18 protein-coding genes are annotated in these 20,762 nt (G+C 74.3%); 8 read left to right on the forward strand and 10 right to left on the reverse strand.

Annotated features, from left to right (window positions below):
• The first annotated feature begins 39 nt into the window (after positions 1-39).
• The 6 genes from ACFYUV_RS44895 to ACFYUV_RS44920 all read left to right on the forward strand — a co-directional run bounded on the left by ACFYUV_RS44895 (position 40) and on the right by ACFYUV_RS44920 (position 7,791).
• Positions 40-2,853 (forward strand): LuxR C-terminal-related transcriptional regulator, encoded by a 2,814-nt coding sequence (locus tag ACFYUV_RS44895; RefSeq protein WP_387680638.1) that lies wholly within the window; start codon positions 40-42, stop codon positions 2,851-2,853.
• A gap of 3 nt (positions 2,854-2,856) precedes the next feature.
• Positions 2,857-3,744 carry an alpha/beta fold hydrolase gene (locus ACFYUV_RS44900; RefSeq protein ID WP_387680641.1) on the forward strand — a complete coding sequence of 296 codons (888 nt, stop codon included), beginning with the start codon at positions 2,857-2,859 and terminating at the stop codon, positions 3,742-3,744.
• A gap of 166 nt (positions 3,745-3,910) precedes the next feature.
• Positions 3,911-4,315, forward strand: a complete 405-nt coding sequence (locus ACFYUV_RS44905; protein WP_387680644.1) for a YbaB/EbfC family nucleoid-associated protein — start codon at positions 3,911-3,913, stop codon at positions 4,313-4,315.
• Positions 4,308-4,766, forward strand: a complete 459-nt coding sequence (locus ACFYUV_RS44910; RefSeq protein ID WP_387680647.1) for a hypothetical protein — start codon at positions 4,308-4,310, stop codon at positions 4,764-4,766. The genes ACFYUV_RS44905 and ACFYUV_RS44910 overlap by 8 nt, the downstream gene beginning before the upstream one ends.
• A gap of 6 nt (positions 4,767-4,772) precedes the next feature.
• Positions 4,773-7,391 (forward strand): ADP-ribosyltransferase, encoded by a 2,619-nt coding sequence (locus tag ACFYUV_RS44915; RefSeq protein WP_387680650.1) that lies wholly within the window; start codon positions 4,773-4,775, stop codon positions 7,389-7,391.
• A 28-nt stretch (positions 7,392-7,419) separates the two neighbouring features.
• Positions 7,420-7,791 (forward strand): hypothetical protein, encoded by a 372-nt coding sequence (locus ACFYUV_RS44920; protein ID WP_387680653.1) that lies wholly within the window; start codon positions 7,420-7,422, stop codon positions 7,789-7,791.
• A 32-nt stretch (positions 7,792-7,823) separates the two neighbouring features.
• On the opposite strand, the gene ACFYUV_RS44925 is transcribed toward ACFYUV_RS44920, so the two are convergent.
• The 5 genes from ACFYUV_RS44925 to ACFYUV_RS44945 are packed head-to-tail and all read right to left on the reverse strand — an operon-like array spanning position 7,824 to position 14,557.
• Complete coding sequence (locus ACFYUV_RS44925; RefSeq protein ID WP_387680656.1) at positions 7,824-9,002, reverse strand: amidohydrolase; 1,179 nt, start codon at positions 9,000-9,002, stop codon at positions 7,824-7,826.
• A 55-nt stretch (positions 9,003-9,057) separates the two neighbouring features.
• Positions 9,058-10,869 (reverse strand): S9 family peptidase, encoded by a 1,812-nt coding sequence (locus tag ACFYUV_RS44930; RefSeq protein WP_387680659.1) that lies wholly within the window; start codon positions 10,867-10,869, stop codon positions 9,058-9,060.
• On the reverse strand, positions 10,869-12,656 hold the full coding sequence (locus tag ACFYUV_RS44935) for an N-acetylglutaminylglutamine amidotransferase (protein ID WP_387680662.1): 1,788 nt from the start codon (positions 12,654-12,656) through the stop codon (positions 10,869-10,871). The genes ACFYUV_RS44930 and ACFYUV_RS44935 overlap by 1 nt, the downstream gene beginning before the upstream one ends.
• A 31-nt stretch (positions 12,657-12,687) precedes the next feature.
• Positions 12,688-13,905, reverse strand: coding sequence for a glutamate--cysteine ligase (locus tag ACFYUV_RS44940; protein ID WP_387680665.1), 1,218 nt, complete (start codon positions 13,903-13,905; stop codon positions 12,688-12,690).
• 52 nt (positions 13,906-13,957) lie between these two features.
• Positions 13,958-14,557, reverse strand: a complete 600-nt coding sequence (locus ACFYUV_RS44945; protein ID WP_387680668.1) for a helix-turn-helix domain-containing protein — start codon at positions 14,555-14,557, stop codon at positions 13,958-13,960.
• A 117-nt stretch (positions 14,558-14,674) separates the two neighbouring features.
• On the opposite strand from ACFYUV_RS44945, the gene ACFYUV_RS44950 reads away from it, so the two are divergent.
• Entirely contained in the window at positions 14,675-15,709 is a 1,035-nt protein-coding gene (locus ACFYUV_RS44950; protein ID WP_387680671.1) for an alpha/beta fold hydrolase, read from the forward strand.
• Here the strand turns inward: ACFYUV_RS44950 and ACFYUV_RS44955 are convergent.
• Positions 15,593-16,498: a MerR family transcriptional regulator gene (locus tag ACFYUV_RS44955; protein ID WP_387680674.1), complete on the reverse strand. Its 906-nt coding sequence runs from the start codon at positions 16,496-16,498 to the stop codon at positions 15,593-15,595. The genes ACFYUV_RS44950 and ACFYUV_RS44955 overlap by 117 nt on opposite strands.
• A gap of 22 nt (positions 16,499-16,520) precedes the next feature.
• Positions 16,521-17,330 carry an alpha/beta fold hydrolase gene (locus ACFYUV_RS44960; protein ID WP_387680677.1) on the reverse strand — a complete coding sequence of 270 codons (810 nt, stop codon included), beginning with the start codon at positions 17,328-17,330 and terminating at the stop codon, positions 16,521-16,523.
• Positions 17,331-17,503: 173 nt separating this feature from the next.
• Between ACFYUV_RS44960 and ACFYUV_RS44965 the strand changes: the two genes are divergently transcribed.
• Complete coding sequence (locus ACFYUV_RS44965; RefSeq protein WP_387680679.1) at positions 17,504-17,821, forward strand: hypothetical protein; 318 nt, start codon at positions 17,504-17,506, stop codon at positions 17,819-17,821.
• A 13-nt stretch (positions 17,822-17,834) separates the two neighbouring features.
• Here the strand turns inward: ACFYUV_RS44965 and ACFYUV_RS44970 are convergent, their stop codons facing one another.
• From ACFYUV_RS44970 to ACFYUV_RS44980, 3 genes are all read right to left on the reverse strand, one after another.
• Positions 17,835-19,160, reverse strand: coding sequence for a serine/threonine-protein kinase (locus ACFYUV_RS44970; RefSeq protein ID WP_387680682.1), 1,326 nt, complete (start codon positions 19,158-19,160; stop codon positions 17,835-17,837).
• A gap of 77 nt (positions 19,161-19,237) precedes the next feature.
• Positions 19,238-19,654, reverse strand: coding sequence for a helix-turn-helix domain-containing protein (locus tag ACFYUV_RS44975; RefSeq protein ID WP_387680685.1), 417 nt, complete (start codon positions 19,652-19,654; stop codon positions 19,238-19,240).
• On the reverse strand, positions 19,651-20,736 hold the full coding sequence (locus tag ACFYUV_RS44980; protein WP_387680687.1) for a DUF2867 domain-containing protein: 1,086 nt from the start codon (positions 20,734-20,736) through the stop codon (positions 19,651-19,653). Before ACFYUV_RS44980 ends, ACFYUV_RS44975 begins: the two co-directional genes overlap by 4 nt.
• Positions 20,737-20,762: the final 26 nt, after the last annotated feature.

The raw sequence follows: 20,762 nt of genomic DNA on the forward strand, positions 1-20,762 counted from the left end.
GGCTCGGCGGGCCGGGCCGCGCGCCTAGGGTAGGGGCTTGTGCTCTACGGCAGATCTGCGGAAATCAGCGTTCTCGACGAGGTGATCGCCCGCGCCCGCGACGGCGCCGGCGGCGCGGTGGTGTTGCGCGGCGAGGCGGGAGCGGGCAAGACGGCCCTGCTCGACGCGGCGGCCGCGCGCGGCGGCGCGATGCGGGTGTTGCGGCTCACCGGCGTCGAGTCGGAGTCCGACCTGGCGTTCGCGGCGCTGCACCAGCTTCTGTGGCCGGTGGCCGGTTCGCCCGGCGCGCTCGACGCGCTGCCCGAGCCGCAGCGCCTCGCCGTCCGCGCGGCCCTGGGGCTGGCGGCCGGGGGCGCCGGTGACCGGTTCCTGCTGGCGGCCGGCGTGCTCTCGCTGCTGGTCGAGGCCGCCGCGCCGGACGGGCTGGTCTGCGTGGTGGACGACTTCCAGTGGGTCGACCGGGCCTCGGCCGACGCGCTGCTGTTCGCCGCCAGGCGGCTCGCGACCGAACGCGTCGCGATGCTGCTCGCGGTGCGCGGGGACGCCGCGGTCAAGGGCGTGCCGCTGACGGTGGAGGTGCGCGGCCTGGGTGAGGCCGCCGCGGACGAGCTGCTGGCGTCCCGCCACGGCGCGCTGCCCGTCCAGGTGCGGCGCGAGCTCGTCACGCTGACCGGCGCGAACCCGCTCGCCCTGCGCGAGATCGCCGCCCGCCTGACGCCCGCCCAGCTCGCCGGACGCGAACCGCTGCCCGACCCGCTGCCCGGCGGCGCCCGGCTGTTCGGCGACCGGGTGGCCGCGTTGTCCGCCGCCGCCCGGCTGGCCGCCCTGGTCGCCGCCGTGGAGGGCGACCTCGACGTGGTCCTGCGCGCCACCGGCCGGCTCCTCGCCGAACGCGCGGGCCGGCCCGGCACGCGGGACGACCACCCCGCGCCGGCCTCCCCGGAGACATCGATCTCCGCGAAGACATCGGCTTCCACGGAGGCGAAATCTGAGGCGGAGGCGAAGTCGGAGGCAGAGGCGGAGGCGGAGGCCGGGCGGGCGGCGTTGGCCGAGCTGGAGGAGGGCGGGCTGGCGGAGGTGTCGGGCGCCGGCGTGCGCTTCCGCCACCCGCTGATCCGTTCGGCGGTGCACGAGGCGGCCGCTCCGGCCGAGGTGCGCCGGGCGCACGCCGTCCTGGCGGAGCTGACCGCCGACGACCGCCGTGCCTGGCACCTGGCCGGAGCCGCCCTGGGCCAGGACGAGGAGGTCGCCGCCGCGCTGGTGGCCGCCGCCGGCCGGGCCCGCGACCGCGGCGGGTACGGCGCCGCCGCCACCGCCCTGGCCAGAGCCGCCGAGCTGACCCCCGAGCCGCGCGAACGGGCCGTCCGGCTGAAGGACGCCGCCGTCGCGGCCTGGCTCGGCGGCCGTCCCGGTCAGGCGGAGTCGCTGCTGGCCGAGGCGCGCGAACGGGCCGGCGGCGACGTCGCCGTGACCATGGAGATCGCCCAGCTCCGCGGCCGGTTCGAGCTGAACTCGGGCAACGCCGCCGAGGCCGTGCGGATCCTGGCGGCGGGCGACAGCCTGGACATGCTGGCCGACGCCTCCGAGGCGGCCGCGTACGTCGGCGACACCGCGATGATCGTCGAGCTCGGCCGCCGGGCCGCCGCGCACCCGGAGGGCTTCCTGCGGGACACGGTGGCCGGCATCGGCCTGACCCTGGGCGGCGACGCCGCCGGGCCCGACCTCCTGCGCCGGGCGCTGGCGCGGGCCGGTGAGCTGGAGGACCCGGCGGGCCACCTGTGGGCGGCGGCCGCGGCCAGCCAGCTCGGCGAGACGGACCTGGCCGCCGAGCTCAGCGACCGGGCCGGGCAGGTGGCCAGGGTGTCGGGCATGGCGGGGCAGTTGCCGGTCGTGCTGGAGTTCGTGGCGACCGCCGAACGGCTGGCCGGGCGGCTGGCGCGCAGCCAGGCCCTCTCGGAGGAGGGCCTGGAGCTGGCCCGCGAGGCCGGTTACGAGAACACGGTGGCCGCGCACCTGGCCAACCTGGCGGTCGTGGCGGCGCTGCGCGGCGAGGAGGACGACTGCGAGCGGCAGGCCCGCGCGGCGCTGGCCATCGCCGTCCCCCATCGGGTGGGGCTGCGCGCGGGGGTGGCGGCGTACGCGCGGGCGATGCTCGACCTGTGCCTGGGCCGGCACGCGGCGGCGCGCGACCGGTTCGCGGCCATCGCCGCGGCCGGGCCGGGCACCGGGCATCCGGCGGTCGTCTGGCGGACGACCCCCGACCGCGTCGAGGCCGCCGTCGGAGCGGGCGACGAGGCGGGCGCGCGGGCGGCGCTGGAGGCGTACGAACGGGGGTCGCGGCACGCGGCGACGCCGGAGTCACGCGCGCTGCTGGCACGCTGCCGGGGCCTGGCCGAATCGCGCGAGGACGCCTTCGACGAGGCTCTGCGGCTGCACACCAACCCCTTCGAGGCGGCCAGGACGGCCCTGCTGCTGGGCGAGCGGTTGCGCCGCGGGCAACGTCCGGGCGAGGCGCGGGCGCATCTGCGGATGGCGTGGGAGACGTTCGAACGGGCGGGCGCGCGGCCGTGGGCGCGGCGCGCGCAGGAGGAGCTGCGGGCCGCCGGCGAGAGCGGGCAGGCGCCGCCCGCGGCCGTGCTCGACGCGCTGACCCCGCAGGAGTTGCGCATCGCGGGCCTGGTCGCCGACGGGTTGTCGAGCAAGCAGATCGCCGCCCAGCTCTTCCTGAGCCCGCGGACGGTCGAGTACCACCTGTACAAGATCTATCCGAAGCTCGGCATCGGCTCCCGTACTGATCTGGCGCGGCTAGTAGTTCTACAGAAGGCGCCCGTGGCCGGGCCGGGCAAGCTTTGAGGCATGCAAAACGTGAACATCTGGAGTGAAGAGTTCGGCGCCGCCACCGACGAGCCGATCCTGCTGATCATGGGTTCGATGTCGCAGGGCGTCCTGTGGCCGGACGAGTTCGTCGGGCTGCTGACCGCGGGCGGCCGCCGGGTGATCCGGTACGACCACCGTGACACCGGCATGTCGGACACGGTCGACTTCGCGGCGCACCCGTACACGTGGGACGACATCAAGGACGACGTCTACCGGGTGATGGACGCGCACGGCCTGGACAGCGCGCATCTGGTCTGCCACTCGGCGGGCGGGTTGCTGGGGCAGTTCGTCGCGGTGGAGCGGCCGGAGCGGGTGCGGTCGCTGACGGTCATCGGCTCCTCGCCGCTGGGCGGCCGCGAGGGGCAGGTCATCATGCGGGCGCTGCTGGGCCAGCCGCAGCCGGAGGGCAGCCTGCCGGTGCCGCTGCCGGAGTTCGTGGCCTTCTACCAGACCCTGATCGCGTCGCCGCCGCCGCAGGACCGGCGGGCGGCGATCGAGGGCATGATCGCCGAGCAGCGTCTGCTGCACGGGACCGGGCTGCCGTTCGACGAGGACGCGGCGCGCCGGTTGCAGGAGCGCATCTACGACCGGGCGCGCGACCTGTCGGCGACGGTCAACCATCGGCTGGCGGCGGGCGCCAAGCCCGATTTCGAGCCGGTGGGCGTGCTGCACCAGGTCAAGGCGCCGACGCTGGTGATCGAGGGCACCCACGAGGTGGCCAAGCCGGGTCATGGCGCGCTCATCGCCGAGCAGGTGCCGGGGGCGCGGCTGATGATGGTGGAGGGCCTGGGGCACACGCTGCCGCCGGAGGTCCACGAGGAACTGGCCACCGCCGTCCTCGCGCACACGACCCCTCGCGATCTCTGACCGGCGGGCGGGCCCGCGCGAGGCCGGCTGACCCCGCCGGCCCGTCGGTGGGCGGGTTTCGGATGGCCTGAACTGCTCGTTTTCCGTCCGTAAAGAGATTTAGTACGGTAGGGCCTCCGGTTACAGCTGTGGCAGAAGCAGGCCCCTGGTACGAGAGGTACGCCGTTTGAGCGACGAGTTCGGGCTGACAGTCGAAGCGTTGGCCAGGGAGTACAACCGGCAGGCCCGCGAGCTGCGGACGGCGTACGGCAAGCTGTCGGAGCTGGTGGCGACCGCGCAGAGCCGCGACGGCCTGGTCAGTGTGACGGTGGGGCCGCGCGGTCAGGTGCAGGACATCGCGCTGGACCCCCGGGTGTACCGCAGGCTCGCGCCGTCCCAGCTCGCCCGCTCGATCATGGAGCAGATCGGCGCCGCCACCGAGCAGGTGGCGGACCGGACGAAGGAGCTCATGACGCCGTTCATGCCGAAGGGGCTGCCTCTGGAGGAGGTGCTGGGCGAGGGGGCGGGCATCGAGTCGTTCCTTCCGAAGCCCGTCCGGCTTTCGCCGGAGGACGGCGAGAGGCATGAGTGACCTCCGCGGCCAGGGATACCAGGCCGTCTTCAGCGGTCTTCGGCAGCGTTCCACGCAGGCCGGCTCCAGCGCCGACGCCCTGTGGGACATTCGCGACGTGTTAAGCGCCGTCTTCTACCGCGAGGGCAACCCGCTGGGCGACGACCAGTACGGCATGGAGCTGGAGAAGAACCAGTACAAGATCGAGGAGGGCGTCTTCGCCGCCTTCGACGGCTACATCCGGGCGGTGGAGACCGTGCAGGACGGGCTCTGGGGCAACGCGCGGAACTACGAGGACGCCGAAGGCTACGGCGACCCCGGCGGCGAGGACCCGGGCTCCCCCTCCCCCGGCGGCCAGGGCCTCCCGGATCCGCCCCCCGACGGCCGGCTGCCGCCCCCCGCGGACGCGTCACCTGCGGGTGTGCCCCCGCAGGGCGACGGCCCGCCTCTCCCGTCGTTGCCGGGGATGTGAGTTTCCTTGGGATTCGACGGTTTTCTCGTCCCTGACTGGGCGAAGCCCTACATCGGCTACGCCGTCGGCATGGACTGGCCCGAAGGTGACGAGGACGGCTGTTTCCGGATCGCCGACGCGTGCGCGGCCGCCGCGCGGGACGTCCTGGAGGAGCGGGGCGTGGCGGTCTACAGCCGGCTGGGCGACGACTGGGACGGCGACGCGCTGCGGGAGTTCGTCAAGCACGTCCAGGAGGGGCCCGATCAGCTGCTGGCCGAGCTCATCAGACAGCTCGTCTCGGCCGCACTCCACTACAACGATCTCGGCGTCCAGGTGCAGTACACCAAACGGATGATCGAGGTCTCGGTCTGGTTCCTGATCCTGCAGCTCATCTGGCTGCTGGCGGCGGCGGCGGGCCCCTGGGGACCGGCCGCCGTAGCCGTGGCCGGCTCCCGGATCCAGCTGACCCGGCTGGCCATCGCCCAGCTCGGCAGGCGGCTGCTGATCAACATCGGGCTGTTCGGCGGCCTGATGGGCGGCATGGACCTCGGAGTGCAGGCCACGCAGTCCCGGCGCGATCACATCGACTGGGACCAGGTCATGACGTCGGCCGGCACGGGCGCCCTCCTGGGCGCCTTCCTGACGGGCTTCACCGGGATCCTGCCCGCCCGGTCGATGGTCGGGCTGATGGGCCGTTCGGGCCTGGCCAGCATGGCCACGGACGTGACCACGCAGCTCGCGAGCGGGCAGCCGCTCGACCCCGACAGGCTGCTCAAGAGCCTCACCTCCGGCGTGCTGGGGGGCGCGGACGCGCACTGGGCGAGCTGGAGCCCGGGAGCGCACGTCAAGCCCGACGCGGGCCCGCCGGTGAGCTCCACGGGGAGCTCTGGCGCGAAGCCCGGCGCGCACTCCGGTTCGGCCGCCACGCTTCCTTCCGAGTGGACGAGCGGCGGCCTGCACCAGTCCTACGCCTACGATTCCCCGCCGTCGTCCTACTCGTCCTCGCATTCGTCGTCGTACTCCTCGTCGCACTCGTCCTCTTCGTACAACTCCTCGCACGCCTCCTCGTCCCTGCACGACGTCTCCTCGTCGTCGTACACGTCCTCGTACTACGGGGACGGTTCGGCAGGGCTTCCGTCCGGGCACTTCCCGGACAACGCCACGCTGGCCGGCGCGGGCACCAAGCAGGACGTGTCGTTCGGGAGCGGGCACAACTTCGACGCCCTCCTCAACGACGTGCGGGCCGGGGACGGGCCGGCCGCCTCCCACGCGGGCGAGGGCGTCCTGCCCGGCGCCGCCAAGCCGCAGGGGCCGTTCCGGATCCTGGAGAACCCCGGCAAGTCGGGCGACGGTTATGTGAGCGGGGGCCAGTGGGGCAAGTACGGCGCGGCGGGCGTGCTGATCCGGGGCATCGACCAGCACGGCGAGCCACGCTACCTGCTCATGCAGCAGAGCGAGTTCGTCTCCAACGCCGGCAAGTGGCAGCTGCCCGGCGGCGCGCTCGACAGCCTGGAGAGCCCCGTGCACGGCGCGGCCCGGGAGATCAGCGAGGAGCTGGGCGTCAACCAGAACTACCTGGACCTGCTGCAGCTCAAGGGCGAGCACGCCGTGCACGTCGGGGACGGCGGCTGGACGTACACCAACCTGGCCGCCGACGGGCCGATGTTCGCCCCGAAGCTCGACACGTTCGAGGCCAGCGGCGCCAAGTGGTTCACGCTGAAAGAGCTCACCTCGATGGCGAACGACGGCCAGCTGCACCCCGCCCTGGCCAAGGCCCTGCCGGACATCATGGGCCTGTACCACCAGGACGCGGGCCCGGCCGCCGCCCCGCCGAAGGACCACTACACCGCGCCGGACACGGCCGGCCGGATCAAGCCCCCGGTGGACTTCGGCGCGCACTCCGGCGACCTGCCCCCCTCCGCCCTGGCCCACGGCAAGGGCAGCGCGCCGCCCGCGTACTCGGGGCTGGTCGGCGACGGGTCGAACCCGTCGCTGGGGCAGACGATCCGGCGTACCGAATCGGGCCTGTACTACACCACGGCCGCGCCGCACGTCCCCTTGGACGCGCCCTTCGGCTCCCGCTTGGTCTCGCCCACGTTCGGCCAGGCCGTCTGGTCGGACGTCTCGGCCGGGCTGTCCGAAGCCGAGCGCGCGGCGGGGCAGTCCTACTCCGGCAGCGGCTACATCGGGATGAACGATTACCTGCGCAACGGCGACTCCTCCATCGAGGGCCTGACTGCCGAGGACATCGCCGCGAACAAGGCACGTCTCATCGAACAGATCGAGGCGCTCCAGGCGGTGACGAAACGCCGGCCGGTCCCCGAGACGATCGACGTGTTCCGGACGCTGCGGCTGACCAAGAATCTGTTCACCGTGCCCGTCCACGAGCTGCCGGGAACCGTGCAACGCGACCCCGCCTTCTTCTCGACGAACCTCGGCGACAAGAACGTCTTCTCCGGGGACGTGCTGCTGCACCTGCGCGTCGCCGAGGGCACCCCCGCCTTCTACCTGGACCTGATCAGCCATCACCGCGAGAACGAGCTGCTCCTCGGCGCCGGCACGTCCTGGTTCGCCGAGGACGTGCAGCGGAAGGACGGCCGGTGGCACGTCTACGGCTGGGTGCTGCCGCCGGAGGCCGACGGATGATGGGACGGATGACGGGAAGGACGACGAAGTGTCGCTGAAGGACCAGCCCGAGTTCCGGACCGTCCACGCCCCGGACGCCTACCCCCGCACGACGGCGTCCGCGGTCCGCTACGTCCCGGTGCTCAAGGACGGCGCCGTGATCGGCTACCTGTGGGCCGCCGCCACGGACGACGCGGCCCAGTACGTGCCGCGCGAGCAGGCCGGTGACGCCGCCTTCGACGCCGCCGTGGTCTGGACCCGGCGGCTGCGCTGGGCCAAGGCCAACGGCGTCACCCCGCTGCAGGCGCTGCGGCACTGGGCGGGCGAGGCCGAGGACGCCCGCGCCGGGCAGGTTCCGGTGCGGCAGCCGTTCGAGCTGCCGTCCCTGCGCGCGCTGGAGGAGCTGGCCGCGGCCGCGTGACGTCCCGCCGCGGGGCCGCCCGCGGACGGGCCTCACCGAGCAGGCGCCGGGGGAGCGCCGGCGGGCAGGGCGCGGCGCGCCAGCGTGACGTAGAAGTCCGTCCCCGTCCGCAGGACGGCGTCGTTGAAGTCGTACTCCCTGCTGTGCAGCGGGTCGCCGCCCCGGCCGGGTTCGGTGCCGTTGCCGAGGAAGACGAAGCAGGCCGGCACGGCCCCGGCGAACACGCCGAAGTCCTCGCTCGGCATGACCGGCGCGCAGTCGGGGTCGACGCCGTCCTCGCCGGCGACCGCGACGGCCGCCTCGACCGCCGCGGCGACGCAGGCGGGGTCGTTGACGGTCGGCGCGAACTCGTGGGTGTAGGTGACGGCGCACGTCGCGCCGTGGGCGGCGCCGATGCCCTCGCAGAGCCGCCGGACGCGGTCTTCCAGGAGCGCGGCGACGGCGGGGTCGAAGCTGCGGGTGTCCCCCCTGATGACGACCTCGCCGGGGATGGCGTTGCGCGCGCCGTCGGTGCTGATGTCGGTGCAGGACACCACGGCGGGCAGCGCGGGGTCGACGTTGCGGGCGACGACCGTCTGCAGGGCCAGGACGATCTCCGCGGCCACCACGATCGGGTCGACGACCATGTGCGGGCGGGCGGCGTGCCCGCCGCGGCCCCGGATGCGGATCTCGAAGTTGTCCTCGCCGGCCATGATGCTCCCGGCGCGGGTCAGGAAGTGGCCGGCGGGGACGCCGGGCCAGTTGTGCAGTCCGTACATGGCCTGGACCGGGAAGCGGGCGAGCAGGCCGTCGTCGAGCATGGCCCGCGCGCCGCGGCCGGGCTCCTCGGCGGGCTGGAAGACGAACCGGACGGTGCCGTCGAAGCCGCCCTCGGCGGCCAGGACGGCGGCGGCGCCGAGCAGCATCGCCATGTGCCCGTCGTGGCCGCAGGCGTGCATGAAGCCGGGGTTGCGGGAGACGTGGGCGTGCGTGCCCGGCTCGTCGAGCGGCAGGCAGTCCATGTCGGCCCGCAGCCCGACGGCCCGGCCGGCGCCGCCCCTGGTCAGGGAGGCGACGACGCCGGTGCCGCCGACGCCGGTGACGACGTCGAGGCCCGCCGCCTCCAGCGCCTCGGCGAGGTAGGCGCTCGTCGCGTGCTCGGCGAAGGCCGGCTCGGGCCGCCGGTGCAGGTCGTGCCGCCAGGCGCGCAGCCGGGAGTCGAGGTCGGTCACGAGCGGGTCCTTCCGTGCCGGTGGGGCACCATGATGGACGCGTCCGGCCGCCCGATCAATGCGGGGCGGGCCGCAGGTGCTCGTCGAGCCAGTTCAGCACCTTGGAGACGAGGCTGACGCGGTTGGCGCGGTTGCGGATCTCGTGGCCTTCGTCCTCGAAGAGCAGCAGGTCGCAGGGCACGCCGCGGGCGCGGGCCGCCCCGAACGCCTGCCGGGCCTCGTGCACCGGCACGTTGGTGTCCTGGGTCCCGTGCACGACCAGGAGCGGGGCGGCCAGCCGGTCGAAGGCGCGCAGCGGGGACAGGGCGTGCAGCAGGTCGCGGTCGGCCTCCGGGTGCCCGTACTCGGACACCGCGGCGGCGGCGATCCACGGTTCGGTACGGGCGTAGAAGGTGGCGAAATCGGCGATGCCGCTCATGTTCACGCCCGCGCGGAAGAGGCGCGGATGGGTGACGAGGGCGGCCAGGGTCAGGTAGCCGCCGTACGACCAGCCCATGCAGGCGAGCCTGGACGGGTCCGCCGCGCCCGTCCGCACCAGCGCGGCGGCGCAGTCGGCGACGTCCTCGACCGCGCGGAAGCGCAGCGCCAGGTCGTCGGCCTGGCGGAAGGCCCGCCCGTACCCGCCAGAACCGCGCACGTTGGGCGCCAGCACCCCGATCCCGGCGGCCAGGAGGTTCTGGTAGAGGGGGTTGAAGGTGGGGCGTTCCTGGTCCTCCGGCCCTCCGTGCAGCGACACCACGAACGGCGCGGGCCCGTGGACGTGCGCCGGGCGGTAGAGCCAGGCGGCCAGCTCCAGCCCGTCGCGGGCGGGGAAGCGCAGCAGCTCGGCGCCGGTCGCGACCGGGAGCCGCCCGGCCCCGGCGGCGTACCGGTACGTCCCGGAGGTAAGGTCGCACAGCAGCACGTGCGAGGGCTCCTGGGGGCTCTCGGCGGCGAGCACCGCCGTGCGGCCGTCCCAGGCGACCCGGACCGAGGTGACCACGTCGGCGGGCGGCGGCGGAAGCGGCCTGACATGCACGGCGGGCAGTTCCACGACGTCCAGCGCCGAGCGGCCGTGCTCGTTCCACAGCAGGACGCCGCGGCGGCCGTCGGCGCTGAGCGCGAACCGGTCCAGCTCGGCGTCCGGCCGCTCGGCCAGCACGACGGGATAGGCGTTGCGCCGCACCGCCAGCAGCGCGGCCCGGTCGCGGCCCGCGTCGGACACCAGGTAGGCGATCTCGCCGTCGGGCGACAGGACCCCCTGGTCGGTCGAGCCGGGCAGGCCGGGCAGCAGGTCGCGCTCGCCGCCCGGCGGGTGACCCGGGACGGCGTCGGCCGCGTACATCCGGCGCAGGCCGCGCGGCCCGCGCCGGAGCAGCATGCGCGCGTGGTCGCGGCTGACCGCGGCCGGCCACAGCAGCTCGCCTGCGGCGATGACCTGGCGGGCGCCGGTGACGGCGTCGGCCAGCTCGGCCCTGGTCAGGCCGGCGGCGGAGGTCTCGGCCACCAGGACGGACTCGCCCCGGCCGGTCCAGCGGACGAGCGCGGCCGACCCGTGCGGCGGGACGGCGAGCGGCCGCAGCTCGCCGCCGTGCGGGCGCACGGTCCACACCTGCGTGTGCTCGCCGCCGCCCGGCGCCACCAGGACCGCCAGGTGTTCCCCCGTGGGCCCCCAGCTCACGTCCACGACCGGGTGGTGGCCGGTGTCGACCGGCCACGCGTCCAGATCCGCGCCGAGCGGCTGGACCCACACCCGGGGCACGCCGTCCTGGTCGCCGACGAAGGCCACGGCGCTGTTGTCGGGCGCCAGCGCGGGCCGGCGGCAGTTCCAGGCGCGCAGCGCGGCGGCCGACGGCAGGTGCGACAGGTCGCCGAGGATGTCCGGCATCACATCTGGTGGGCCTGGAGCCACAGTTCGAGCAGGCCGATCTGCCACAGCGTGTTGACGCCGGTCGTCGCCCTGTCGGACTCGGGGTCGGCCAGCAGCCGCCGTACGAACTCCGGACGGAACAGGCCCCGCGCGCGGGCGGCCCCGCTGGTGAGGGCGTCCCGGACGAGGTCGAGCAGGGGCCCTTCGACGTGCCGGACGGCGGGCACCGGGAAGTAGCCCTTCGGCCGGTCGACGATCTGCGCGGGCAGCAGCCGGCGGGCGGCGTCCTTGAGCACGCCCTTGCCGCCGTGGGCCAGTTTGAGCCCGTCGGGGCAGGCGGCGGCCAGCTCGACCAGGTCGTGGTCGAGGAACGGCGTGCGGGCCTCCAGCCCGTGGGCCATGGTCATGTTGTCGACGCGTTTGACCGGGTCGTCGATCAGCATGGCCGTGGTCTCCAGGCGCAGCACGGCGTCGAGCGCGGTGTCGGCGCCCGGCCGCGCCACGTGCTCCCGGACGAAGTCGCCGCTGACGTCCCGGTCCAGCAGGTAGCCGGGGGCCAGCACGCCGGACAGCTCCTGGTGCGGGCGGTCGGCGAACTCCCTGCAGTAGACCTCGGCCGCCCGCTCGCGCGGCACGCCCGCCAGCGGCGGGAACCAGCTGTAACCGGCGAACACCTCGTCGGCGCCCTGGCCCGACTGCACGACCTTCACGTGCCGGGCGACCTCCTGCGACAGCAGGTAGAAGGCGACGCAGTCGTGGCTGGCCATCGGCTCGCTCATGGCGCCCACCGCGCGTTCCAGCCCGTCCAGCAGGCGGTCGCCCGGGATCCGGATGCGGTGGTGGTCGGTGCCGAACCGGCCGGCGACCAGGTCGGAGTAGGCGAACTCGTCCCCCTGCTCGCCGCCGGCCGCCTCGAAGCCGATGCTGAACGTGGTCAGGCCGCTCTGCCCCTCCTCGGCCAGCAGCGCCACGATGAGGCTGGAGTCCAGGCCGCCGGAGAGCAGCACGCCGACCGGCACGTCGGCGACCATCCGGCGGCGCACCGCCGTGCGCAGGGCGTCCAGGGTGGCCCGGCGCCACTCCTGCTCGCTCAGCCCCGCGTGCTCGGGCATCGCGGAGCGGGTGTAGGGCGGGTCCCAGTAGCGGTGGTCGGTGCTCGTGCCGTCCGCCTCGACGACCCGCACGGTGGCCGCCGGCAGTTTGCGCACGCCCGCGAGGATCGTGCGCTCGCCGGGCACGAGCGAGTGGAAGGTCATGTAGTGGTGCAGCGCCACCCGGTCGATGCCGGTGTCCAGGCCGCCGCCCGCGGCCAGGGCGGGCAGCGTCGAGGCGAAGCGCAGGCGGCGGGCGTCGTGGCTGACGTACATGGGCTTGATGCCGAGCCGGTCGCGGCCGAGCACCAGCCGGCCGCTGTCCCGCTCGTGGATCGCGAAGGCGAACATGCCCTTGAAGTGTCCGACGCACTCGGCGCCCCACCGGTGGTACGCCTTGAGCAGCACCTCGGTGTCGGAGGTGGAGTAGAACCGGTAGCCCGCGCCGCGCAACTCCTCGCGCAGCTCGCGATAGTTGTACAGGCAGCCGTTGAACACCACCGCCAGGCCGAGCCCGGCGTCCACCATCGGCTGGGCCGCCTTCTCCGACAGGTCGATGATCTTGAGCCGCCGGTGGCCCATCGCGACGGCCCCCTGCGCCCACAGGCCGGAGCCGTCCGGCCCGCGGTCGTGCATCGCGTCGGTCATCCGGCCCACCGCGCCGATGTCGGCCTCCGCGCCGTCGAACCTGAACTCGCCGCTCAGCCCGCACATGCCGCCACCCCCGTCCCGCCGAGGCCGGCCATCAGGCCGCCGGCCGGCACGAAGGGAGGTCGTGGTCGCCCGTCGGCCGGTCCCACTCGCAGGTGCGGGTCTCGCTGAGCACCAGGTCGACCACGTCCGCCAGGCTGCCCCGCTCGGCGTACGCCGCCCGCTGGCGGGCCGCCGACGTGCCCGTCTGCAGGACCTGCCGGGTCAGCCCGGTCACCAGCTCCCAGTCGCCGGCCGCCTCCAGTTGCGGGCGCAGGCCCGTCACCAGGTCCTCGACCACCTCCTTGGCCGGGCGCGGCACGCCCTCCACCGGATCGACCAGGTCGCCCTCCAGCCCCCACCGGGCCGCCTGCCAGGTCGCCGCGCGCGCCGCCTCCACCTGCACCTCCGGCCCGGGGCCGCGGCGCGCCGCGGCCACCTCCCTGGCCACCAGCGCCCGGAACAGCCCGGCGATCAGCACGACGTCCTCCACCCGGGGACAGGCGTCACAGATGCGCAGCTCCACCGTCGGCACGTGTTGCGAGGGCCGGACGTCGAAATAGAGCATCCCCGCGTCGCTGATCACCCCGGACCGGATCAGGCCCCGCACCATCTCCTGGTACTCGGCCGCCGAGCCGAACTTGCCGATCGGCCCCGTCGTCGGCCACCGCTGCCACACCAGCGTGCGGTAGCTGGCGTAGCCGGTGTCGGCGCCGTCCCAGAACGGCGAGCTGGCGCTGAGTGCCAGCAACGGCGCCAGCCAGGGCGTCAGCCGGTGCGCCACCGCGACCGCCAGGTCCGGGTCGGGCACCTCCGCGTGCACGTGCGTGCCGCAGATGAGCTGCTCACGGGTCAGCACCTGGAAGTCGCTGAGCATCTTCTCGTATCGCTGGTCGGGGAAGACCTTCACCTCGTCGAGGTCGGCCAGCTGCGGCGTGCCGACCGCCGCGATCCCCAGCCCCAGCTCGTCGGCGGTGGAGATCAGCTTGCGGCGCAGGCGGCACACGTCGCGGGCCAGGTCGTCCAGGGCCAGGAACGGCGCGCTGTTGGCCTCGACCATCGACCGCTGCAGCTCGTGCGTGAAGCTCTCCTCGGGCAGCGCGCTCAGCAGCGCCCCCGCCCGCGCGGTCACCCGGCGTGTGGTCGCGTCGACGATGTGGTACTCCTCCTCCACACCGACCCGGATCGCTCCCCCGGACCCCTCCACGGTCACCACTCCCATCATCAGGCATTCGAAGCCACCCCCTTCTCCCCCGAAAACGCGCTTCAGCACCTCTTGACCTCCACAAATGAAGGTCAGGCCGCGAATACGGCCTGTCGGACGCTCAGTGAGAGTGCCGGTGGGGGTCGGCGTGGATGTGGGTGCGCATGCCCTGCGGGTCGAACAGGATGAGCAGCTCGACCGTGCCGCCGTCGGCGCTGCCCAGCCAGTGGGGCATGGACGTGTCGAACTCGGCCGCCTCGCCGACCGGCAGCGTGAGGTCGCGGTCGCCGAGGACGAGCCGCAGGCGTCCGGTGAGGACGTAGAGCCATTCGAAGCCGTCGTGGGTCTGCGGGGCCGGTTCGAGCGGTTCCGGCCGCGCGGGGATGATCATTTTGAACGCGTGGACCCCGCCCGGCCGCCGGGACAGCGGCACGAACGTCATCCCGAACCGGGTGATCGGCTTGAGGTGGATCCGGGGGTCGCCGGTGCGCGGGGCGCCGACCAGGTCGTCGAGCGGGACGTCGTAGACGCGGGCCAGCGGCAGCAGCAGCTCCAGCGTGGCCCGGCGCTGCCCGCTCTCCAGCCGGGACAGCGTGCTCTCCGAGACGCCGGTCGTGGTGGCGAGCTCGGCGAGGGTGATGCCGCGGTGACGACGCAGGGCCCGAAGGCGCGGCCCCACCGCGCCCAGCACCTCGTCCATGTCGTCGTGCACGACGGCCATCTTGCCATAACCGCAAGTTTTCGTGCCAGATCGGCGGGCTGCTGGTCGGATTGATCCCACACTGATCGACGGCAGCACCGGCCGTCGACCCCGCCACTCTCCTCAGGACAGGACCACATGACCACCGCTCCACGGCCGTCGCCGGGCCGTCTCGCCCGATCCGCGCGCACGGCCGCGACCGTCGCGCTCGCCCTGCTGCTCCCGCTCGCCGCCACGGCCTGTTCGACGCCCGCCGCCGCTCCCCCGCCCGCCGCCTCCCACACCACCGCCACCCGGGACGACCCGCGCTTCGGCACGACGTTCCGGCACGAGTTCGCCGACGTGGACGGCGTGCGCATGCACTACGTGAAGGGCGGGACCGGCACGCCGGTGGTGCTGATCCACGGCTGGCCCCAGACCTGGTACGGCTGGTGGCCGATCATGCCGGACCTGGCCCGGCACCACACCGTCTACGCCGTGGATCTGCCGGGGCTGGGCGACAGCGAAGGCTCGCCCACCGGCTACGACAAGGCCACGCTGGCGCGGTACGTGCACCAGCTGATCGCCGGGCGGCTCGGGATCAGGGACGCCGCCGTCGTCGGCCACGACTTCGGCGCCGCGGTGGCGTTCCAGTACGCGAGCCGGTTCCCCGCCGACACCGCCCGCCTCGGCTACCTGGACCTGCCGCTGCCCGGCCCGGCCGTCGACGCGGCCACGTACCGGTCGCTGAGCTGGCACATCGCCTTCCACTCCCAGCGCCGGGTGCCCGAGGCGGTGGTGGGCGACGACGTCCGCGAGTACCTGGCGCTGTTCTACCCCCAGGTCTCCTACGGCGGAACGGCGTTCGGCGGCACCTCGCAGCGGTCCCCGTTCAGCGACGCCGAGATCACCGAGTACGCCCGCACCTACAGCCGGCCGCAGGCACTGTCGGGCGGCTTCGAGCTCTACCGCGCCCTGGACCAGGACGTGCGCGACACGACGGCGGCGGCGCCGGTACGCGTCCCGGCGCTGCTCATGACCGCCCAGGGGCAGCTCGACGCGATCCGGGCCACGGTGTCACCGCGCCTGACCAGGATCGTCCGCGCGGTGGACGTCCCGCGCGCCGGGCACTGGCTCGTCGAGGAGAACCCCGGTTTCGTCACCGCGGAGCTGGAGCGGTTCCTCGACGGCTGACCCGGCCGACGACCAGGACGGCGGGTCCACCCGTTCGAGCTTGCTCCAGCCGGTCCAGCCCCGCCCGCGCAGCAGCTCGATCAGCCGACGGGCGGGCGGGACGGCGTCGAACGCCAGGGCGTCCATCAACCGGACGAACTGCGGCTCCACGTCGAGGTCGTCGACGTAGCCCTCGTCCCGCTCGCCGGTCAGCCGCGTGAGGCAGGCGGCCAGCTCGTCGGCCAGCTCCTCCAGCCGGGGGTCGTCGGCGGACCGGGTGAGGGCCTGGCCCAGGTTGCGGAAGAAGCCGACGAAGTCCGGGTCGTCGAGCTGCTCGCGTTTGCGGGCCATCCACTCCGGCACGCGTCCGGGCGAGTGCGCGGCCAGCAGGATCCAGCCGTCGCGTTCGGCCTGGACGATGTGGTCGTCCACACCGAGTGACCGCAGCCGGTCGAGGTAGCCGACGACCTCCGGCGGCAGCGCCAGGCCGTCCCCGGCGGCCAGCCGGGCGATCCGCGCCCGGTGGCGCTGCTGCCGCCGGATCTCCGCGCGCAGCCGCCGGTCGATGTCGGCGAGCGCGGCGGCGAACTCCTCCTCGCCGGCCCGCAGCAGCTCCCGCACCCGCGCGAGCGGCACCCCGGCCTCGGCGAGGGTGCGGATCCTGATCAGCTCGACCGCGACGGCGGCGTCGTACCTGCGGTAGCCGTGGCGGTCGCGCTCGGGCTCCGGCAGCAGTCCCTTGGCGTGGTAGTGCCGCACCGCCCGCACGGTCACCCCCGCGTACGAGGCCAGTTCGCCGATGGTCAGCATGGGACCAGCCTTCCAGAGGTCGTCAAGAAGCCGCCTGCCGGATGATCCGGGCGATCTCGGTGGCGTGCGTGAAGACCAGCCCGTGGTCGGCGTCGAGCCAGGTCGTGGCGATGCGCGGCTGCCGCCGGACGAGCCGCTCGATCCCGGCCCGCCAGTTGCGGTTGAACCGCGCGGCGGGGCCGCCGCCCTCGCCGGCCATCGAGGTCGACATGATCATGCTGATCGGCCGGTCGATCAGGGGGTACCGGGACAGGATCTCGGACCGGACCACGTCGATCTCGACGTTCAGGTCGAGGATCTGGCGCGCGGTGAGCAGCACCTGGCGCGGGGTGCCGCGCCGGGCCTGCTGCCGCGCGGCCAGCTCCGCCCACATCGCCCGGAACGCCGGTAGGACGTCCTCGGTGAGGAACGGCTCGGGCACCGGGTTCGCCCCGTCGATCAGGACGAGCCCGGCGACGCCCCCGGGATGCCGGGCGGCGTGGTGCACGGCCAGGTCGGCCCCCAGCGAGTACCCCACGAGCACGGGGGGCTCGCCGAGGCCGAGCCGGCCCACCCGGGCCATCACGGCGTCCAGGTCGCCGAGGAACGCCTCGAAGGAGTACCGGTCCGCGGCCGGGGTGCGGCCGTGGCCGCGCAGGTCGAAGGTGACCACGTCGTGGTCGCGCCGCAGCAGCTCGATCAGCTCGCCGAGGTCGGCCCGGGTCGCGTTCAGCCCGGGGCACAGCACCAGCGGGCGGCCCCGTCCGCCGCGGGACAGCGGGATCGTGAGGCCGTCGTGGTGGGCGGTCAGCTCGCCGGACGGCGGGCGGTTCGTACTGGTCGGAGAGGTCATGCCCCCATGCTGGGACATTGACCCTGCGTCAGGGGAAGAGCGCCGGACGCGGCCCGGGAACGCGAGTTCTCCCGGTTCGGCATGGTCCTGCTAGCCTGATCGCCGTTTCTGCCGGAGTGCCGGAGCCGAGCCGCTCGGCCCCGCGCCGCCATGGAGTCTGGGGCCGACTGACGATGAGCGCGGAAGAGGATTTCCAGCAGGTCGGCGCCGAGCTGGCCGACCTGGGGGTGCGGGTCTCCAGGATGATGGGGAGGCCGGCGCTCAAGGATCAGGCGGGCAAGGTGTTCGCCAGCCTGCAGCGTGACGGCGCGATGGTGTTCCGGCTGGTCAGGGACACCCCTGAGCACGCGGCCGCGCTGGAGCTGGCCGGGGCGTGCCTGTTCGACCCCTCGGGCACGGGCAGGGTGGTCAAGGACTGGGTGGTCGTGCCGCACTCCTCGGCCGAGCAGTGGACGGATCTGGCCGAGACCGCCCTCAGCCGGCCCCGCTGACCGGCGGACGCCCCTACGACGGGTGTGCCCGGCGCCTCGACTCCCAGGCCCAACCGGCCGTGAGCACCAGGACGGACGTGATCACGATCAACGGGATCACCCAGATCCGGTCGCCACGCTCGACGTCGGCCATGGCCAGGAGCACGGCGATGCCGTCGAAGGCGAGCGCCACGGCGCCGATCCCGGCGAGGAACCCGGCGGCGCCCCCGGCGACCGCGACGGTCGTCCCGGTGAGCGGCGTCAGGAGCCGGGCGACCCGGGCGCACAGCAGGCCGGCCAGGCCGGCGTCCAGGACGAGGACCGCGGCCAGGGCGGCGCCCCAACGGTGTCCCGTCACCAGCGAGCTCAGGTAACCCCAGGGGTCGCCGGCCTCGACGAGGCCGAGCGCCTTCGTGAGACCGAGCGCAGCGAGCACGCCGACGGCCGCCGTCAGCACCGTGACGGCCCTGCGCTGCCACCCCCGCGCGGGGATCCCGGCCGACGGCAGGACCTTGGTGCGGTCGCCGGCCTCGTCCCGGCCCGGCTGCTGCTCGCCGAGCAGGGCCAGCGCCTCCTCGACGGTCGGCCTGCCGCGCGGCTCCTTGTCGAGCAGCCGGGCGATGAGCGGCGCGAGCCGCCCGGCCCGGCGTGGCGGCGGGGGCTCCGCCAGCAGGACGGCGGTCAGCGTCGCCGGCTGGGTGTCGCGGCGGAACGGCGAGACGCCCTCGACGGCCTGGTAGAGGGTCACACCGAGGGAGAACAGGTCACTGGCCGGGAGCCCGTCGGTGCCGCGCAACCGTTCGGGGGCCGTGTACTCGGGTGAGCCGACGAGCATCCCGGCGGTCGTCAGGGCGGTGTCGGCGGTGTGGACGGCGATGCCGAAGTCGGTGAGCAGCACCTTGCCGTCCGCGGCGAGCATGACGTTGGCCGGCTTGACGTCGCGGTGCACGATGCCGGCCCGATGCGCCGCGCCGAGCGCCGCCATCAGCCCGGCGGCCAGCTGTGCGGCGCGGTCCACCGGCAACGGCCCGTGCGTGTCGAGGTGCTCCTGCAGTGACCGGCCCTCGACCAGCTCCATCACGATCCAGGGCAGCCCGTCCTGGACGACGTCGTGGACGGCGACGACGTTCTCGTGCGCCCGCAGCCGGACGGCGTTGCGCGCCTCGCGCGCGGTGCGCTCCAGCCGCCTGTCCTGCTCCGCCTGCGGCAGGCCGGGCGGCAGCCGCAGTTCCTTGATCGCCACCTCGACGTCCAGGACCTGGTCGTGGGCGCGCCAGACCTGCCCGAACCCGCCGGCGCCAAGAAGGGCGACCAGCCGGTAACGCCCGCCGACCAGGTGACCAGGCTGTGCCGATGTCATGACCATCCGCCCTCTTGCCCTGCATGTCGGTGATCACAATAGCCACCGGACGGGGTGGCCGGCGGGTCACGTGACGATCAGAGTTCGCCGGGGTCGAGGCGGGCGCGCAGGGCGCTGGGCGTCTCGGCGAGGTGCTTGCGGACCGTCCGGGTCAGGTGCGCGTGGTCGGCGAAGCCGTACATGGTGGCCGGCTCGGCGAGCTGGGCGCCGCCGTCGGCCAGGTGCTCCAGCACGGCCCGCACCCTCAGTTCGTTGCGGTACTCGCTGATCGTGCGCCCGGTGACGTACCGGAAGATCCTGCCGACGTGCTTGAGCGCTTCCTGCACGGCCAGGGCCATGCGGCGGTGGATCACCCGCGTCGGGGGCGGCGCGCCGGGGCCAGGCCGCTCGGTCCGGGGCGGGAGAGCCGCCAGCAGGCTCCGCACCCGTTCACCCACCTCCAGGGGGTCGGCGCCCTTCCTGCAGGCGGACAGCAGCTCGCGTTCGCTGGTCACGTAGCCGCCGGCCGCGTCGAGGAAGGAGTCCCGCGGGTCATCCGTGCGGCGGCGCCCCGGAGCAGCCCGGGAGCCAGCCGGCGATGGATCGCCGACAGCGGCGGCCACACGACGCGCCCGAGGCGCCGGTCGTAGCGCAGGAGGGTGGTGAGCGACACCCGCCCGTCCGCCGCCCGGACGACGAGGTTGGCGGTCAGGAACCAGGACGCGGTCTCCAGCCGGATCCAGTCGTCGCCCCGCGCGGCGATCCGCCACCCGGCCACGGTGGCGGGCGAGCGGCCGCGGGCGAGCCGGAGCCCCAGGAGACCTCGCCAGATGAACCGCTCCCCCGCGCTGGGCACGTCGCCGAACATCGCCCGCGCCCACCGCTCCGCCGTCGCCCCGGCCTCGGCGGCGACGGCGTTCACGGTGAGGGCGAAGTGGTCGGCGTAGTCGACGACGGGCAAGGAGCTCAGCGCGCGGACGGACGGCGGGATGCCGCCCGTCCCGACGGCGGACTCCAGGACGCCCGCGTCGCGCTCCCGCCAGGCGCGCTCCAGCCGCCGGACGAAGGCCGGCAGGACGAGGGCGCGGCGGAACGGCGTGATGGCGGACATGTAGCACCGTCCCAGCAGGCCGTTGGGGCGCACGAGGACGGCCATGCGCAGCTCTTGCCCACCACCGGCGGCCGGCGCCCATGCCAGGTGCATCACCGCGTGCACGGTGCGGTTCGCCAGCTCCAGCGCGCATTCGTCGTCCAGGGCGTAGACCGGGGAGAAGGGCGCCAGGCCGGCGTCGGAGTCGTGCGGGGCCCGGCGCAGGTCGGCCGGCAGGCGCTCACGCAACGACGGGACGCGCCTTCCGACGCCCGCCGACGCCCTGTCCCAGCCGAACAGGGCGCCCAGCTTCCAGCGCGCCGCGAGCAGCAGCCGCAGCGGCAGGGGGCCGCCGCTGGAGTCGCGCAACGCGGCGAGCACGGCTGAGAAGTCCTCCCGTCCGGCGCCGGGGGTGCGGATCACCCAGACGTCCTCCAGCTCGAAATCTGCGGCGATGTCATGGATGCGCCAGGGCCGTCCGGTGTGGGCGGCGTTCGCCAGCCTCATGACCCCTCCTTATCTATACGCTGCCG

It is taken from the genome of Nonomuraea sp. NPDC003560 (genome assembly GCF_042878785.1).
In the GTDB taxonomy this organism is placed as follows: domain Bacteria; phylum Actinomycetota; class Actinomycetes; order Streptosporangiales; family Streptosporangiaceae; genus Nonomuraea.